Source organism: Winogradskyella sp. ABM4_392, from assembly GCF_056160445.1.
Window position 1 is genome coordinate 1,115,828 of record NZ_JBSWXE010000001.1, and the last position, 15,611, is coordinate 1,131,438.

The window sequence follows — 15,611 nt, forward strand, 5'->3', positions numbered from 1 at the left end:
TCCAATTAACTAACTCAAATAATTGTCTTTAATTAGACACTTTTCTTTTAAAACGTTTCAAAAACTGTGCCGCTTCTTTGGCATTAGTTTTTTCAGCATGGCTTAAAGCTGTGTAGCCTAAGTCACATGCTTTATGAACATCAGCTCCTGCTGTAATTAATATTTTGATTAACTCTACACGATTGTATTTTGCTGCATAATGAATAGGACACATACCATTGGATTTAGCATTAACATCTGCTCCTTGGTCAATTAAAGTTTTAGCTAGTTCTACATCTCCAGTGGCTACAGCCTTGCAAAGGGGACTTACTTCTAATTTTTTTACAGTTACTTCACTATTTATTGAAGTCGAAAGATCGTTTGATGCATTTAGATTTGTGATTGAAAAGCCCAATGCTAAGGCTAAAACTACTACTGTTTTTTTCATGATGAAAGATTTAAAATTAATTGATTTGTTTTTTGATTATATTAAAGAGACGACTTTATTTCTTATATGTTACACTCCAAAATTTTAAATAACATACATTTAACGTTTTGAAAACAAATCTGTTAAGGCTTTCATAAAAAGGTGTATTTATGTAACAATCAGCGGTATATAACTTTAAAATTAAATAACATTTAAAATTTTTTGAATACAGATTTATAGTCGTATACTATGCCTTATATTTGAAGTTCTTAAACAAAGTAACATGAATAAGAAGGTAATCTTAATGATATTAGATGGCTGGGGAAAATCACCAGATCCAAAAGTTTCTGCTATAGATAATGCAGAGACTCCGTTTATTGATTCGTTATATACTAAATATCCTAATGCAAGTTTACGTACAGATGGTTTGCATGTAGGATTACCAGAAGGGCAAATGGGAAATAGTGAAGTTGGACATATGAACCTTGGAGCTGGTAGAATTGTTTATCAGGATTTAGTAAAGATTAACCTTGCTGTAGAAAATAAAACGCTTCAGGAAGAGCAAGTACTAAAAGATGCTTTTGATTATGCTAAAGCTAACGAAAAGGACGTGCACTTACTAGGTTTGGTAAGTGATGGTGGAGTGCACTCTCATATTAACCATTTATTTGGGCTTTTAGATACAGCAAAAGCGAAGAATATAGATAATGTTTATGTACACGCTTTCACTGATGGAAGAGACGTAGACCCTAAATCTGGTTATGGTTTTATTTCAGAATTAGAAGAACATTTAGCTAAGACAACAGGAAAGCTGGCTACTGTAACAGGTCGTTATTATGCAATGGATAGAGATAAACGTTGGGAACGTGTTAAACTTGCCTATGATGCTGTAGTACATGGACAAGGAACTCAAACGACTAACATACTAAAGTCTATTCAACAAAGCTATGAAGAGGATATTACTGATGAATTTATTAAACCGCTTGTAGTTAACGAAAATGATAAGCCTATAGCAACAATAAAAGATGGTGATGTTGTTATTTTCTTCAATTTTAGAACAGATCGTGGACGACAATTAACTCAAGCTCTATCTCAAGAGGATTTTCATGAGTACAATATGCATAAATTGAATTTGCACTATGTAACCATGACTAATTATGATGATAATTTTGAAGGTATCAACGTTGTGTTTAATAAAGATAATTTAACCGAAACCTTGGGTGAAGTATTAGAAAAACATGGTAAAAAGCAGATAAGAATTGCTGAAACCGAAAAGTATCCTCATGTGACGTTCTTTTTCTCAGGTGGTAGAGAAGCGCCTTTTGATGGTGAAACAAGAATTTTAAGAAATTCACCAAAAGTGGCAACATACGATCTAAAGCCTGAAATGAGTGCTTACGAATTACGAGACGCATTAGTTCCAGAACTTAAAAAAGGCGAAACAGATTTTGTTTGCCTAAATTTTGCTAATGGAGATATGGTTGGTCACACAGGTGTAATGGAAGCTGCTATCAAAGCTTGCGAAGCTGTAGATGTTTGCGTAAAAGATGTGGTAACAACAGCCTTAGAAAATAATTACACAACCATTTTAATAGCAGATCATGGTAATTGTGAAACCATGTTAAATCCTGATGGTACTCCACATACAGCGCATACCACTAATCCTGTGCCAATAATCTTAATTGATAAAGAGCTTAAGGAAATAAAAGATGGTATACTTGGTGACATTGCACCAACTATTCTAAAGTTGATGGGTGTGAAACAACCAGAAGCTATGACACAACATAGTCTTGTATAAATGGCACATTGTTGTAACTTTGTTGCCTAATTGATTGATTGCATGAATTTTCAGGATAGATTAATAATAGCAGTAGATTTTGATGGAACCATAGTTGAGGATGCTTACCCAAAAATAGGTAAAACAAGAATCTTCGCTTTTGAAACTCTAAAACGCTTACAGCAAGATGGTCATAGATTGATACTATGGACCTATAGAAGTGGTTCTAAACTTCAAGAAGCTGTAGACTTTTGTAAAAACAATGGTATAGAGTTTTATGCAGTAAATGCAAGTTTTCCTGAGGAAAAATTTGATTACAGCAGAAGCCGAAAAATTCATGCTGACTTATTTATAGACGACAGAAATATTGGAGGTATCCTTGGTTGGGGAGAAATCTATCAAATGATTACCAATGAAGAACCAAATATTAAGAAATCTAAAGGTAAAGGAGGTCTCTTTGGATGGTTCAAATAAGGTTTTACATCAAGTCAAAATAAGCTCTGTCAATTTCTTCTCTGTGGTCTGGATGCGCAATATCTACTAAGGCTTTTACACGTTGTTTAATTGTCTTTCCAAATAAGTTTGCGATACCATATTCCGTAACTATATAATGAACATGTGCTCTCGTCGTTACAACACCTGCACCAGGTTTTAGAGTAGGTACAATTCTACTAACACCCTTACGAGTTACAGAAGGTAAAGCGATAATTGCCTTACCACCATCACTAAGAGAAGCACCTCTTATAAAATCCATTTGTCCTCCAACACCAGAATACATTTTAGAGCCAATAGAATCTGCACAGACTTGTCCCGTAACATCAACTTCAATGGCCGAGTTTATGGCTACCATTTTTGGATTTTGTTTTATGTAGGCGGCATTGTTAGTGTAGTTGGAGGCTCTCATTTCTACAAATGGATTATCGTCTACGTAGTCATATAAGCGTTTAGAACCCATTAAAAAGGTGGTCAAAGCTCGACCTCTGTTAATCTTTTTGTAATTGCCGTTAATAACATCACTTAAAATTAAATCAATAACACCATCAGAAAACATTTCGGTATGTAAACCTAAGTCTTTATGATTTGTTAGTCTAGATAAAACTGCATTAGGAATGTTACCAATTCCCATTTGTAGCGTGCTTCTATCTTCAATTAAACCAGCAACATAGTCACCAATTTTACTTTCAATTTCTGATGGCTCAGAAGCATGCATGGTAGGGATTTCATCATCAACTTCTACAAAGTAATCTATTTCAGTATAATGTATAATACCTGCACCATGAGTACGTGGCATATTTTTGTTAACCTGTGCAATAACGGTTGTAGCATTATCAATAGCAGCCAAAGTGGCTTCAACAGAAACACCTAAGGACAAATAACCATGTTTATCTGGTTCAGATACATGGATTAAAACTACATCTAAATCAATAATATTTTTGTGGAATAATGTTGGTAATTCACTCAAAAAAACTGGTGTGTAAGAGCCATTTCCTTCATGTAACGTGTGTCTTACATTTTTGCCCAAAAAGAAAGAATTTACATGAAAGCTGTCCTTCAACTCTGAGTTAGCGTATGGTGCTTCACCTTCAATATGTAAATGGCATACTTCAACATTTCGTAATTCTTCATGTCTTGCAGACATGGCATTAATTAATCGTTGTGGAACTGCTGCTGCTGCCTGAATATAAACTCTGTCGTTAGATTTAATTGCTTTTACCGCTTCTTCTGCGCTTACCGTTTTAAACATTTTTTAAAATTTAGATTACAAACTTACAGCCCAAAAGGTAAAGAAAAACTGCCTTTTATCATGTTTTTCTAAAATTATTTAATAGTTATAATTAATTATCTTTGCAACCTAAATTATGAGACCATGATTATTGTAAAAACTAAGGAAGAGATTGAATTAATGCGTCAAAGCGCACTTATTGTATCTAAGACTTTAGGTATGCTTGCTAAAGAAATAAAAGAAGGTGTAACTACAAACCACTTAGATGCTATAGCAGAAGAATTTATACGAGATCATGGAGCTTTACCAGGTTTTAAAGGTTTGTACGACTGTCCTTCTACTTTACTATGTAGTGTAAATGAAGCAGTAGTACATGGATTGCCAACAGATGTGCCATTAAAAGATGGTGATATCGTTTCTGTAGACTGTGGTGCACTTATGAATGGTTTTTATGGTGACCATGCTTACACTTTTGAGATCGGAAATGTTACCGAAGACACAAAAAAACTAATCAAAATCACTAAAGAATCTCTATACGTAGGTATAGAACAACTGAAAGTAGGAAATCGTGTTGGTGATGTAGGTTATGCAATACAACAATATTGTGAGGCTGAAGGTTATGGAGTTGTGAGAGAATTAGTTGGGCATGGTATTGGTCGCAAAATGCACGAAGATCCTGAAATGCCAAATTATGGACGAAGAGGGCGTGGTAAGAAGTTCATTGAAGGTATGGTCGTGGCTATTGAGCCTATGATTAATATGGGAACACATAAAGTAAAACAACTAAAAGATGGTTGGACGATAGTAACACAAGACGGAAAACCAAGCGTGCATTTTGAGCACGATGTTGCTATTGTAGACGGAAAACCTGAAATTCTATCCACATTTGCCTATGTGCACGAAGCTTTAGGGATTACATCAGATGAAGAAGATAGATTTAGACAGAAAGCTTTTGTGCTCTAGATGAAATCAATATTTAAGTTTTTTCTAAACCTTTTTCCAAGACCTTTGCTAATAAGGTTAAGCTATATTATAAGACCAATTTTAGCATTTTTTTTAAAAGGAAATAAGTTTACAGACCCAATAGATGGAAAAGGTTTTAGAACCTTTTTGCCTTATGGTTATGGAAAGCAAAGGCCAAACGTATTGTCACCTTCAACATTGTCTTTAGAACGACATCGCTTATTTTGGTTGTATCTTAAAAATAAAACCGATTTTTTTTCAAAAGATTATAAAGTGCTTCATTTTGCACCAGAACAATGTTTTTTAAAACGGTTTAGAAAACTAAAGAATATAGATTACACTACTACAGATTTATTATCTCCTATTGCAGATGTAAAGGCGGATATTTGTAATCTGCCTTTTGAAGATAATAGTTACGACGTTATTTTTTGCAATCATGTGTTAGAGCATATTCCAGACGACACTAAGGCTATGCAAGAATTATTTCGAGTTATGAAACCAGAAGGATTTGGAATCTTTCAAATTCCTCAAGATTTAAATCGAGACACCACTTTTGAAGACGATACAATTACCGATAAAGCCGAACGTGCTAAAATCTTTGGACAATACGACCACGTTAGAGTTTACGGTCGTGATTATTTTGATAAACTCAGAAGCATAGGTTTTACGGTTGAAGAAGTGGATTATACAGCTACTTTATCAGATTCTGAAATTGATAAATACCGTTTAGCCAAAGGTGAGATAATTCCAGTTGTTTATAAAAAATAAATTGAAATGAGTCAACAAATGTTCATAATAACAGGTGCCTTATTCGGAATGTTGGCCATTATATTTGGTGCGTTTGGTGCTCATGCGTTAAAGAAAAACCTATCCGAAGACCAGCTTAAAAGTTTTGAAACTGGTGTAAAATATCAAATGTATCATGCCATTGTTTTACTAGTTCTTGGGTTTAACTCTGAATTTTCAACCTCTAGCATGTATTGGTGCTTTACCTTGGGTATAGTTTTATTCTCTTTCAGTATTTACGGTTTAGTGTTGAGTGATGCTAAAGGAAAGAAACTGCGTTTTTTAGGTCCAATTACACCAATTGGCGGATTATTATTTGTTGTGGGTTGGTTGCTTATATTATTAAGAGCTTGGTAATAAAAAAAGCTGCACCAAAAACGAACAAAGGCGCAGCTAATTTATATAGTTAGTGACTAATAGCATTTATAAGACACGTTTATAGTTTTTAAGTCACATATATTATTCAGGAAAACTATTAAGGTTTAAGGTTTTTAAGGTTTGGTCTTTTTCTTCATAAATAAAATAAACCTTAAGTTCTGAATGTGATTTTAAGAATGTAGTTACTTTGTCTATTCCCATAGCTTGGAAAGCAGTTGCATAAGCATCTGCCGTCATACAATCTGGAGCTATAACAGAAACACTGAGAATGTTTGTTTTGGTAGGATATCCTGTCTTAGTGTTGATGATATGAGCGTATCTATTTCCGTTTTCATCGGTTTTAAACTTACGGTAAGTACCAGAAGTTGCCATAGCTTCATCTTTTAATTCTAAAGCCTTGAAAACAGATTGTTCTCCATCAAAACGAGGCTCATCTAAACCGACCTTCCATGGTGAATCTTTTTCAATGTTTTTTCCTTTAACTCTTATTTCGCCACCAATTTCAACCAAATAATTTGTGACATTTTTTGATTCTAAAAATTCGCCTATAACATCTACACCATAACCTTTCGCAATGGCATTAAACTCTAGATAAGATGTTTTTTGTTTTATAATTTTAGAGTCTTTTAATCCTACTTTGTTTAGACCAACAAACTTCATGAGACTATCTATTGTCGTGCTGTCTGTTAAAAATTTATTGGTGTCTGCACCGAAATTCCAAGCGTTAACAACATTTCCAATCGTTGGGTCGAATGCTCCTTCTGTAAAACGATACACCTCTTTAGATTTCTTAAACACACGTTTAAAATGTTCATCAACCTCTATGTCTTCATTTTTGTTAATTCTTGAAATATCAGAATCTGGAATATAGGTTGAAAGCGATTTATTTACCACATTAAAAAGGCTATCAAATTGTTTTTGATAATTCTCACCACTTTCAGAATAAAATTGAATATTGTAACCAGTGCCAAAAATTGGACCTGAGACTTTAATGTTTTTAGGTTCTTTTTGACAAGAAAATATTGTTAAAAGAAGGGCTAATAAATAAAAATTCTTCATTGTTCTTAGTTGAGGTTCATTTCTATGACTTGAATGCCGTTGTATTCTAAAAGGTATTCTTTATTGAGGTAGATTGGCAAATTTTCACCTTCAGGATTTCCTAATCCTACACCTGCGTATAAAACTTTAGCGTTTTTTTCGAAGGCATGTTTTTTGAAAGTTTCCATCCAAACTACATCATAATTATTAGGGTTCTCGGGTAACATTACCGCTCTTACAATTACAAAATAGTATTGACTGTTTTTATCAATACAAACAAATTGAGGATGTCTTTTTAGCTTGCTATTTATGGCGACAAATTCAAAACCTCGAGATTCTAAATCTTTACCAACATGATTCATGGCTAAGTTGTGTAATTCTTGTTTTGTAAGTGCTTTGCTCATTTGGCAAAGATACGAAGATGCTTACTTAAATCTAACAAATTTCGCGCTACTAAACGTGTAATTTGAAACAGGTGTAATAGTATCATCCTCTAATTTATACCATGGAGAAATAGAAGAATTTGTTAAGTTTTTAACGAGGTGAACACTTTGTGCAGGTGTATTGCCTTGAAATAAAAGAAATAGTTTTTCGCCATTATCATTAACAACTTCGTCGCAAAGCATTACAATATGTCCAGGGCTACCTCCTTTTATTAGCATATCTCCAATTTTTAAATCTTTAGATTTTATAGATTTTAGTTCATTGTAAAGTGATAACGTACCAGAATAGGTGTAAATAAGATTTAGATACTTATAAAAATTTTCTTTGGTGTGATTAGCACTTGCTGTTTTGTGAAAAGAGACTTTATTGCCACTAATTTTAGGTCTGTAGCCTTCCGCATATTTTATCCAAGAGCAATAATGACCAGAAGTAAAATTGAAGCCAATCTCATCCTTTCTGTTGTTATCCCATAGATATTCACTACGTATTCTAATAAGGGCATCTGCGCATTGTTGCAAACCATTTTTAGGTACAGGAACTTCTAGTATACCAATATGTCCTCGTTGCCAAAAGTATTCTGTATTATCGTAGTTTATGATTTTGCTGCCAAAGGCTTTGAGTTTGTAATTTCTAAGGTAAGCTTCAAAACTACCTTTAGGATATTCAACACGCTTATAACCATCAGGTATGTTAACTCTAGATTTTATGGATAAGCTATCTTTGTTGATTAAACTTGGAGTTTCAATTACAGCTTTTACCGTGTCGTAAGCTTTTTCTACAGGTTTAAATTGAAAGGCAACAAAAATTAAACCGATAATAAGTAAGAGGAGTATTAGTTTCTTCATAACTGATAAACGTTATTTTTTAAAGATTTCGTATTATATTCCTACTTTATTTAAAACGACTATGTATCCACTATCAAAACGTTTGGGTTTAATTCTAGGTCCTTTATTGTTTATCTTCCTTCAAGTTTTTCAATTTAACCTAATTTCAGACAAAGCTGATATTGTTATTGCAGTTGCATTATGGATGATAATATGGTGGATCACAGAAGCGGTTTCTATTTCGGTTACTGCATTATTGCCTCTGTTCCTATTTCCTTTGTTTAAAGTGATGCCAATAGATGAGGTTGGTGCCAATTACGGAAGTCCAATTGTATTTCTCTTTTTCGGTGGATTTGTTTTGGCTTTAGCCTTGGAAAAAGTAAATCTACATAGGCGAATAGCTCTAAACATAATAAGGCTTACAGGCACGACACCAAATAAGGTTGTATTGGGTTTTATGCTAGCTACAGCTTTTATGAGCATGTGGATAAGTAATACGGCTAGTGCTGTAGTAATGTTACCAATAGCCATGTCTGTAATAAACTTGCTTATAAATGATGCTGATGGTTTTACAAAGCAAGACCAAAATTTTGCATTAAGTGTAATGCTTGGTATTGCGTTTTCTGCCAATGCTGGTGGAATAGCAACAATTATTGGTACACCACCAAACTCTATTCTAATAGGTTTACTAGAGAATGAATACAATATGGAGATATCATTTTTGAATTGGTTGATTGTCGGCTTACCTTTTTCGGTCATTTTAATCACTATAATTTATTTTGTTCTGATAAAATTATTCCCGAATAAGGGATTAGAATTTGGTGCTTCAAAAACAGTAATTGTTGACGAGTTGAATAAGCTAGGTAAACTCTCACCCAAGGAAAGACAAGTGCTAATAACATTTGCTGTAATAGTATCGCTTTGGATTTTTAGAACAGTCATTAATGGTATATTTCCAAAACTTGGACTAACAGACACCATGATTAGTATTTTAGGAGCTTTAGCGTTGTTTACAGTACCACATAAGTTTAATAAAGGTGAGTTTATTTTAGAATGGAAAGACACTCAAAAATTAGCTTGGGGAATTTTGATACTATTTGGAGGAGGACTAGCTTTAGCTAAAGGCATGTCTGCAAGTGGTATTGTAGATATTGTTGCAGAAACGATTTCTAAAAGCGAAGTAAGTATTTTGTTTACAGCTTCTCTACTTATTTTCTTAATGTTATTTATGACAGAGTTGATGAGTAATGTAGCACTTACAGCTGTATTAGCACCAGTTGTTGCAGGTATTGCTATTGGTTTAGAAGTGCCTATATTGTATTTATTAATACCTGTTACAATGGCAAGTAGTTGTGCGTTTATGTTACCAATGGCAACACCTCCAAATGCTATTGTTTTTGCAAGTGGTTTTGTAAAAGTGCATCAAATGGCAAGGGTAGGAGTGATATTAAATCTTATCTCTGTAATCTTATTAATTTTAATGTTTCAGTATATTCTGCCACTCATATTTTAAAAGATTCAATTATGAATTGTAATAACGTAAAACCAATATTTGTTGTAAATCTTTTGATTTTAAGCCTACTATTTTTTGGTTGTAAGTCAGTTGAAAAATTACCAGATCCATTACAAGCAGGATGGAAAGGAAAGAAAGTTTGCGAAGTTGTTGAAGAGAATAAATCTGTACGTATTCTAAAATGTACATTTCCGCCAAATATTGGTCACGAGAAGCATTATCACAATCCACATTTTGGTTATACGTTATCAGGAGGTAAATTCAGAATTACAGATACGACAGGTACTCGCGAAGTAGATGTACCAAAAGGTTATCACTTTTCTAATGATGTTAAAACTATTCATGAAGTCCTAAATATTGGTAAAACTACAGCTGTTTTTTTGATTGTTGAATACAAGTAAATTAAATAATTAGTATCTTTTATAGCGAAAAAGAAAAGCTATGAATACTACAAGTAAGAGATTTGATGAGGCTTTAAAAAAGCTATATACTGCCTTTCATAACAAAACACTCAATCCTGAAAACTGTAAACAATGCGCTGTCGGAAATATTCTTGATAACAATGATAGTTGGCAGCATATGACGGATTTGCATGGCTCTAATCGATTAAACTATGTAGGCTTAGTTCACCAAAATTTAGGAAGACGTTTTAATGGCTATTCACCAATAGAATTATTAAAAATTGAAACTTCCTTTTTAGAAGGTTGTGGTTATCGTTTGGGTAAAACCTATTGCCATAAGCCAGATTATTATAAAAATCAAGATATTTTATTTAATGGTTTAAATGCCGTTGTTTCGACTTTATGCGAGTTGGATGGCGTCAAAAATGTTATGCATTATAGTTCTCTATTTGATTATGAACTTAAAGATGATTTCAATCTACAAAGTGCTTAGGTACCAAATACTGAAACCTATTAAAAAAGCAATACCCAACCAAGACAAAATATGTAAGCCTAAACTCGGTCTCCAGGCTTTTGGTGTATGTTTACTACAGAGCAGTTTGTAATTTATAATAGCATAGAAAGGTGCTGTTACAAAAGACAGAATTGTAGCTACTTTAATGAGCAATCCCATCTCAGAAGCTAGGATTAAAAAGATAGTTATGGTTCCTAAGGTTAAAATTAATATCCAGTTAAAGTACCCTTTTTTATAGGTTTTATTATTTAGTATTTCTAAGCTTTTGTTCATAGCTCTAGGAGAAGCATCAAGCGTAGTAATGGTTGTACTAAACATAGTTGTAAATGCAGCAATACCAATAAGAATTTTAGCCCAATCACCTAAACTTTTGGTGTATAATTCTATAAGTTGGTTAGAAAATATACCAGCTTTATTGCTAAAGCTATTTCCTGAATCGTGCATTACGAAGTAACCTAAACAAACAAAAGCAAAGCCTAAAAGTATAGCGCCAAAAAAGCCAACGTTAAAATCTAACAACGCATTTTTTGGAGTAAATAATCCTTCATCTTTTTTCTTTTCTAATGCCCAAACAGAATGCCATACAGAAATATCTAAAGGTGCTGGCATCCATCCCATAAAGGCAATTAAAAAAGCAATTTCAATTTTATTGTTTGGTAATACCTGATTGAAATCTATGGTTTTATCAAATTCGGTAAAAGCAAAATAGACAGCAACCAAAGTACTTATAGTAAGTGTAATTATAATCACTTTTATAAGCTTGTCTAAGGTTTTGTACTTCCCAATTAATAGAGTAAATAGACAAATAAAGAGTAAAATAATCGTCCAGATTTCTACACTGCTTATACTTTCAATACGAAAATTTAAAAAAGAAATATCACCAAAGAGTGAGTTGGCCAAGCCAGCCGTAACGATAGTTACAGCAGCTTGAATTGTAAACATGGTGGCTAAGCTTAAAATGAAATAGGCTATTAAAATGGACTTACCCAATTTATGATAACCTTCTAGTAAACTCTCTCCCGTTGCTGCTGCATATCTCGGACCAAATTGAAAAAATGGATATTTAAATAGATGAACAAGTAATAATGCCCATAAAAGACCTAATCCAAAATCAGCACCAGCTCTTGTAGATTGTACCAAGTGCGAAACACCAATTGCTGCACCAGCAAACAGTAAACCAGGACCTAATTTCTTTAGGCTAGTAATCAAAAATTGAAGATTTTTTTGTTCTAAAACTTTGCTTTAAGAGTTCTAAGTCTTTATTGTCAATGTAGTAATGTTCAATTACTTTTATAATGTCTTTTTTACCCTTTCCTCTTTGTGTAACTATTATATTGTCTAAAGAGATTAAGCTATTTGGTTCTCCTTTAGAGCTAAATATTGAAATTTTAGAATGTCTTATCCCATCACCTCTTTTTAAGCTAAGAATGCTTTCTGAAGCATTATTGAGAAAGCTTTCAATAAATTGTTTTTTGAAAGCAACATATTCAAAATCAAAGTCAATAATTTCTTTCTTATACCATTTATTATCCCTTTCAGAAAAAGGAATAGTCTTAAAATTTATAAAAACACTAATTGCAAAAAAACTAATAATTGCAATTTCAGCTAGCCATATAAGCCATAGAAAAATTCCTTTTACTGGGACGTCGCTCATAAAACCCAAAGACCAAAGTCCAATTTTACTTATATTAATAATATCTATTACTACTAAATCTGGTCTGAAAAGGAATTCAGAAAATACTTTTATTTCTTTAAAAAAAAGTAAAGGTTCAATATCTTCATAAGATATGATGAAAAGATAATTTACCCATTGAAAATAAATAGCAAATAGTGTTACTACAACAGTAATGTAAATAGATGTTTTTTTATTTCTAATTTTGTATAAAGTGTTAAATCCTCTACTAATGTATGCTATAATAAAACCATAAGCTGCTACTACAATAAAGTTGAAGTAAATTAATGGTAAATAGGTAATTATAAAACTGTAAAAAAAACTAACAAATAAAAGTACGATTAAGCTAGAGGTTATCGACAGAAAGATATTTATAGGATTAGCTGTACCAGATTCTTTATATGAAATATTGGCTTTGGTCATTTATAATTTATTTTCATTTATAATAGCAGCTAATAGTTTTTTTGCTCGTAATAGTTTTACCTTAACATTGTTAATTGGTTCTTTAAGTTCCTTAGAGATTTCTTTGTAGCTCAATTCCTGAAAATACCTTAGATTAATAACTTCTTGGTAATGCGGCTTCAGCTTTTTTATATCTCTTAGTAGTTTGGCAAGATTTTGTTCCGTGATAATTTTGTCTTCAGGAGTAGGAGAGTCGTCAATAATCTCTAAGTAATTGTCTTCGTTGTCTTTTGAGGTGTTTTGTATGGTCTTTTTTTGTTTTCTTACTAAATCTATATGGATATTTTTAGATATAGTAATTAGCCAAGTTTTGAACTTATAATTCTCATCATAAGTATTTATTTTATCAAAAGCCTTAGAAAAGGTTTGGATGGTAATGTCTTCGGCATCATTTTCATTTTGAGTGCGCATTAGCTGAAAAGAATACACATCATTCCAAAAAGTGTCAAGAAGATAATTAAACGCAATCTGGTCATTTTGTTTGGCTTTGTTAATTGCGTCTATTATTTCCAATGCTTAGGTGTAGATATAAGATTAGCAATAAAGATACTTAATTGTGTGGTAACTAAAAATAATTCTAGAAAAGGTGCAAAAAAGATAAGATTAACATCGTCTAGTTTTTTTGCTGTAAGCCCAAAACATAATAGTTGAATCAAGAAACGAAGGGCAATAATGGCTATTACCCATTGCATTTTATACCCAAGGATTAAGAGTGTTATAGCAAAAACCCAAAACAAAAGTTGCGATGAATAAAACAAACCTAAAAGGATTTTGTGTTTTGTTTTATAAAATGAGGCAGTACTAACATGTCTTCGCTTTTGCAATATCCAATCTTTGAATGTTTTTTTTGGTTCTGAAATTGTAAAGCTTTCTTTTGAAAAACAGATGTCTGTATTTTTAGCATTAGCAACTTCATTTATAAATAAATCATCATCACCAGATTTTATAGACATATGACCGTTAAAGCCATTATTGTTAAAGAACAATTCTTTTCTATAAGCCATGTTTCTGCCAACTCCCATGTATGGGATTCCTAATTTTGCGTATGAAAAGTATTGCAAAGCGGTAATAATAGTTTCAAACCGTATAAGAGCATTTAATATTGAATATTTCTTTTTTGCATAAGCTCCATAACCCAAAACAATAGCTTTTTGGTTTGAAAATTTACTACTTATTTGTGCAAGCCATTTATTAGAGTTTGGTTTACAATCAGCATCAGTAAAAACAAGAAAATCGTTGCTTGAAGCTTTTATGCCTAAAGTAAGCGCATATTTTTTATTTCCCCAAAACGCTTCATTAGATTTTACATCAACAATTTTGACGTTTTTACTATTGGCTTCGAAGTGTTCCATGACCTCTAATGTTTCATCAGACGAACTGTCGTTGACCAAAACAACTTCAAAATTGCTGTAATTTTGATTGAGTATATAAGGAAGATTTTCTTTTAAATTTTCAGCTTCGTTTTTTGCACAGATAATTACAGAAAGCGGAATGTGCTTTTTAAGTTTAGTTTCTGCACGCTGAATAGCAAAAGAAAAAAGAAATGTAGAATAATAAACAAGCTGAATACCAACTATAACTATGAATACTATAAATAGTATAGAGGTAAGGTTCATTAAAACTTATGAATGTTGAGGTTCGTTACAGTCTTTGAATTGATCTGGAGTTTTTCCACAAAAACCACAAGCTTCTCCTTCTTTGTTTAACATAGGGTTTTGACTGGCGCAGGTGCCAGCAAATTTACCATCCTTTTTTGCCCAGATTTTAATAGCAATTCCGGCAACGGCTAATGCTAACATTCCTAAAGTGAGAAGTAATAATTTCATTTTACCTAAAAATTTTGTGCAAAGATAAGGCTTTTACCTTTATTTCTCTAAAACTATAATTGTGACTTACAATACAATTTAGGTGTCTAAAAAATATTAACATATATTTTCTAACTAATTCATTATCAATTATGAAAAAACTTTTTGCCGAATTTTTCGGAACATTTTGGTTGGTGTTTGGTGGTTGTGGTAGTGCCATTTTTGCTGCTGGAATACCAGACTTAGGCATTGGATTTGTAGGTGTATCATTAGCCTTTGGTCTAACAGTATTAACTATGGCTTATGCAGTAGGACATATTTCCGGAGGTCATTTTAATCCTGCTGTATCTATTGGTCTTTGGGCTGGTGGTAAATTTGAAGCTAAGAATTTAATAGGTTACATCATTGCTCAAGTTGTTGGCGCTATTGCTGCTGCATCAGCACTTTATTTAATCGTTTCAGGAAAATCAGGATTTGAAACAATAGGAGGTTTTGCTGCTAATGGTTACGGAGATTTATCTCCTGATGGATATAATATGATGTCAGCATTAGTTGCGGAGATTATCTTAACGGCATTTTTCTTAATAGTTATTTTAGGAAGTACAAACGTAAGAGCACCTAAAGGTTTTGCGCCAATTGCTATTGGTTTAGCTTTAACTTTAATTCATCTCATTAGTATTCCTATTACAAATACCTCTGTAAATCCTGCAAGGTCGTTAAGTCAGGCAATTTTTGCAGATGGAGCTTATTTGTCACAAGTATGGTTGTTTTGGGTTGCTCCAATTGTAGGTGCAATTATTGGAGGGGTAATTCATAAAACATTTTTTGAAAAAGAATAATCTAAGATGGTATTGCAATAAAAAAGAGGCATGATTTATCACGCCTCTTTTTTATTGAATTTATTT

Annotated in this window: 19 protein-coding genes; 9 read left to right on the top strand and 10 right to left on the bottom strand. The window is 32.6% G+C overall.

From position 1 onward, the window contains the following. Positions 1-28: 28 nt before the first annotated feature. Positions 29-427, bottom strand: a complete 399-nt coding sequence (locus ACXAFS_RS04885; protein WP_475305661.1) for an ankyrin repeat domain-containing protein — start codon at positions 425-427, stop codon at positions 29-31. Positions 428-689: 262 nt separating this feature from the next. Between ACXAFS_RS04885 and gpmI the strand changes: the two genes are divergently transcribed. Next, complete coding sequence (gpmI, locus tag ACXAFS_RS04890; protein WP_475305662.1) at positions 690-2,204, top strand: 2,3-bisphosphoglycerate-independent phosphoglycerate mutase; 1,515 nt, start codon at positions 690-692, stop codon at positions 2,202-2,204. A 42-nt stretch (positions 2,205-2,246) separates the two neighbouring features. Beyond that, the gene (locus ACXAFS_RS04895; protein WP_475305664.1) at positions 2,247-2,657 is read left to right on the top strand and encodes a BT0820 family HAD-type phosphatase; all 411 of its coding nucleotides are present in this window, start codon (positions 2,247-2,249) and stop codon (positions 2,655-2,657) included. A gap of 4 nt (positions 2,658-2,661) precedes the next feature. Here the strand turns inward: ACXAFS_RS04895 and ACXAFS_RS04900 are convergent, their stop codons facing one another. Further along, a complete protein-coding gene (locus tag ACXAFS_RS04900) occupies positions 2,662-3,927 on the bottom strand; it encodes an acetyl-CoA hydrolase/transferase family protein (protein WP_475305665.1) in 1,266 nt (421 codons plus the stop codon). Between the two features lie 123 nt (positions 3,928-4,050). Here ACXAFS_RS04900 and map point away from each other — a divergent pair, with 123 nt between their 5' ends. From map to ACXAFS_RS04915, 3 genes are read left to right on the top strand one after another with little or no spacing between them, the layout of a single operon-like run. After that, positions 4,051-4,869: a type I methionyl aminopeptidase gene (gene map / locus ACXAFS_RS04905; RefSeq protein WP_475305666.1), complete on the top strand. Its 819-nt coding sequence runs from the start codon at positions 4,051-4,053 to the stop codon at positions 4,867-4,869. Then, a complete protein-coding gene (locus ACXAFS_RS04910) occupies positions 4,870-5,637 on the top strand; it encodes a class I SAM-dependent methyltransferase (protein ID WP_475305668.1) in 768 nt (255 codons plus the stop codon). A gap of 6 nt (positions 5,638-5,643) precedes the next feature. Then, positions 5,644-6,012: a DUF423 domain-containing protein gene (locus ACXAFS_RS04915; RefSeq protein WP_475305669.1), complete on the top strand. Its 369-nt coding sequence runs from the start codon at positions 5,644-5,646 to the stop codon at positions 6,010-6,012. A gap of 102 nt (positions 6,013-6,114) precedes the next feature. Here ACXAFS_RS04915 and ACXAFS_RS04920 read toward each other — a convergent pair whose 3' ends face one another. From ACXAFS_RS04920 to ACXAFS_RS04930, 3 genes are read right to left on the bottom strand one after another with little or no spacing between them, the layout of a single operon-like run. Continuing rightward, complete coding sequence (locus ACXAFS_RS04920; RefSeq protein WP_475305670.1) at positions 6,115-7,092, bottom strand: FAD:protein FMN transferase; 978 nt, start codon at positions 7,090-7,092, stop codon at positions 6,115-6,117. A 5-nt stretch (positions 7,093-7,097) separates the two neighbouring features. After that, positions 7,098-7,475, bottom strand: a complete 378-nt coding sequence (locus tag ACXAFS_RS04925) for a Na(+)-translocating NADH-quinone reductase subunit F (RefSeq protein WP_475305671.1) — start codon at positions 7,473-7,475, stop codon at positions 7,098-7,100. Positions 7,476-7,496: 21 nt separating this feature from the next. After that, positions 7,497-8,360, bottom strand: a complete 864-nt coding sequence (locus tag ACXAFS_RS04930; RefSeq protein ID WP_475305673.1) for a DUF4846 domain-containing protein — start codon at positions 8,358-8,360, stop codon at positions 7,497-7,499. Between the two features lie 61 nt (positions 8,361-8,421). On the opposite strand from ACXAFS_RS04930, the gene ACXAFS_RS04935 reads away from it, so the two are divergent. Genes ACXAFS_RS04935 through ACXAFS_RS04945 form a run of 3 tightly spaced genes read left to right on the top strand, consistent with a single transcriptional unit; the run spans position 8,422 to position 10,746 of the window. Then, positions 8,422-9,852 carry an SLC13 family permease gene (locus tag ACXAFS_RS04935; protein ID WP_475305674.1) on the top strand — a complete coding sequence of 477 codons (1,431 nt, stop codon included), beginning with the start codon at positions 8,422-8,424 and terminating at the stop codon, positions 9,850-9,852. A gap of 11 nt (positions 9,853-9,863) precedes the next feature. After that, complete coding sequence (locus ACXAFS_RS04940) at positions 9,864-10,253, top strand: cupin domain-containing protein (protein WP_475305675.1); 390 nt, start codon at positions 9,864-9,866, stop codon at positions 10,251-10,253. A gap of 40 nt (positions 10,254-10,293) precedes the next feature. After that, the gene (locus ACXAFS_RS04945) at positions 10,294-10,746 is read left to right on the top strand and encodes a Na(+)-translocating NADH-quinone reductase subunit F (RefSeq protein WP_475305677.1); all 453 of its coding nucleotides are present in this window, start codon (positions 10,294-10,296) and stop codon (positions 10,744-10,746) included. Here the strand turns inward: ACXAFS_RS04945 and ACXAFS_RS04950 are convergent. From ACXAFS_RS04950 to ACXAFS_RS04970, 5 genes are read right to left on the bottom strand one after another with little or no spacing between them, the layout of a single operon-like run. Then, positions 10,732-11,976: an Nramp family divalent metal transporter gene (locus ACXAFS_RS04950; RefSeq protein WP_475305678.1), complete on the bottom strand. Its 1,245-nt coding sequence runs from the start codon at positions 11,974-11,976 to the stop codon at positions 10,732-10,734. The genes ACXAFS_RS04945 and ACXAFS_RS04950 overlap by 15 nt on opposite strands. Continuing rightward, complete coding sequence (locus tag ACXAFS_RS04955) at positions 11,966-12,862, bottom strand: hypothetical protein (protein ID WP_475305679.1); 897 nt, start codon at positions 12,860-12,862, stop codon at positions 11,966-11,968. The genes ACXAFS_RS04950 and ACXAFS_RS04955 overlap by 11 nt, the downstream gene beginning before the upstream one ends. Further along, on the bottom strand, positions 12,863-13,414 hold the full coding sequence (locus ACXAFS_RS04960; protein ID WP_475305681.1) for an RNA polymerase sigma factor: 552 nt from the start codon (positions 13,412-13,414) through the stop codon (positions 12,863-12,865). Further along, positions 13,405-14,517, bottom strand: coding sequence for a glycosyltransferase (locus tag ACXAFS_RS04965; protein WP_475305682.1), 1,113 nt, complete (start codon positions 14,515-14,517; stop codon positions 13,405-13,407). The genes ACXAFS_RS04960 and ACXAFS_RS04965 overlap by 10 nt, the downstream gene beginning before the upstream one ends. A gap of 6 nt (positions 14,518-14,523) precedes the next feature. Beyond that, positions 14,524-14,727, bottom strand: coding sequence for a membrane or secreted protein (locus ACXAFS_RS04970; RefSeq protein ID WP_426431219.1), 204 nt, complete (start codon positions 14,725-14,727; stop codon positions 14,524-14,526). A gap of 128 nt (positions 14,728-14,855) precedes the next feature. Here ACXAFS_RS04970 and aqpZ point away from each other — a divergent pair, with 128 nt between their 5' ends. Continuing rightward, complete coding sequence (gene aqpZ / locus ACXAFS_RS04975; protein ID WP_475305916.1) at positions 14,856-15,545, top strand: aquaporin Z; 690 nt, start codon at positions 14,856-14,858, stop codon at positions 15,543-15,545. The last annotated feature ends 66 nt before the right edge of the window (positions 15,546-15,611 follow it).

What these genes read in the sequence shown, in the direction of transcription:
- ACXAFS_RS04930 (WP_475305673.1), bottom strand. Translation starts at nt 8,360, where the DNA reads ATGAAGAAACTAATACTCCTCTTACTTATTATCGGTTTAATTTTTGTT.
- ACXAFS_RS04895 (WP_475305664.1), top strand. Translation starts at nt 2,247, where the DNA reads ATGAATTTTCAGGATAGATTAATAATAGCAGTAGATTTTGATGGAACC.
- gpmI (WP_475305662.1), top strand. Translation starts at nt 690, where the DNA reads ATGAATAAGAAGGTAATCTTAATGATATTAGATGGCTGGGGAAAATCA.
- ACXAFS_RS04910 (WP_475305668.1), top strand. Translation starts at nt 4,870, where the DNA reads ATGAAATCAATATTTAAGTTTTTTCTAAACCTTTTTCCAAGACCTTTG.
- ACXAFS_RS04900 (WP_475305665.1), bottom strand. Translation starts at nt 3,927, where the DNA reads ATGTTTAAAACGGTAAGCGCAGAAGAAGCGGTAAAAGCAATTAAATCT.
- ACXAFS_RS04955 (WP_475305679.1), bottom strand. Translation starts at nt 12,862, where the DNA reads ATGACCAAAGCCAATATTTCATATAAAGAATCTGGTACAGCTAATCCT.
- map (WP_475305666.1), top strand. Translation starts at nt 4,051, where the DNA reads ATGATTATTGTAAAAACTAAGGAAGAGATTGAATTAATGCGTCAAAGC.
- ACXAFS_RS04935 (WP_475305674.1), top strand. Translation starts at nt 8,422, where the DNA reads ATGTATCCACTATCAAAACGTTTGGGTTTAATTCTAGGTCCTTTATTG.
- ACXAFS_RS04915 (WP_475305669.1), top strand. Translation starts at nt 5,644, where the DNA reads ATGAGTCAACAAATGTTCATAATAACAGGTGCCTTATTCGGAATGTTG.
- ACXAFS_RS04965 (WP_475305682.1), bottom strand. Translation starts at nt 14,517, where the DNA reads ATGAACCTTACCTCTATACTATTTATAGTATTCATAGTTATAGTTGGT.
- ACXAFS_RS04925 (WP_475305671.1), bottom strand. Translation starts at nt 7,475, where the DNA reads ATGAGCAAAGCACTTACAAAACAAGAATTACACAACTTAGCCATGAAT.
- ACXAFS_RS04920 (WP_475305670.1), bottom strand. Translation starts at nt 7,092, where the DNA reads ATGAAGAATTTTTATTTATTAGCCCTTCTTTTAACAATATTTTCTTGT.
- ACXAFS_RS04885 (WP_475305661.1), bottom strand. Translation starts at nt 427, where the DNA reads ATGAAAAAAACAGTAGTAGTTTTAGCCTTAGCATTGGGCTTTTCAATC.
- ACXAFS_RS04940 (WP_475305675.1), top strand. Translation starts at nt 9,864, where the DNA reads ATGAATTGTAATAACGTAAAACCAATATTTGTTGTAAATCTTTTGATT.
- ACXAFS_RS04970 (WP_426431219.1), bottom strand. Translation starts at nt 14,727, where the DNA reads ATGAAATTATTACTTCTCACTTTAGGAATGTTAGCATTAGCCGTTGCC.
- ACXAFS_RS04945 (WP_475305677.1), top strand. Translation starts at nt 10,294, where the DNA reads ATGAATACTACAAGTAAGAGATTTGATGAGGCTTTAAAAAAGCTATAT.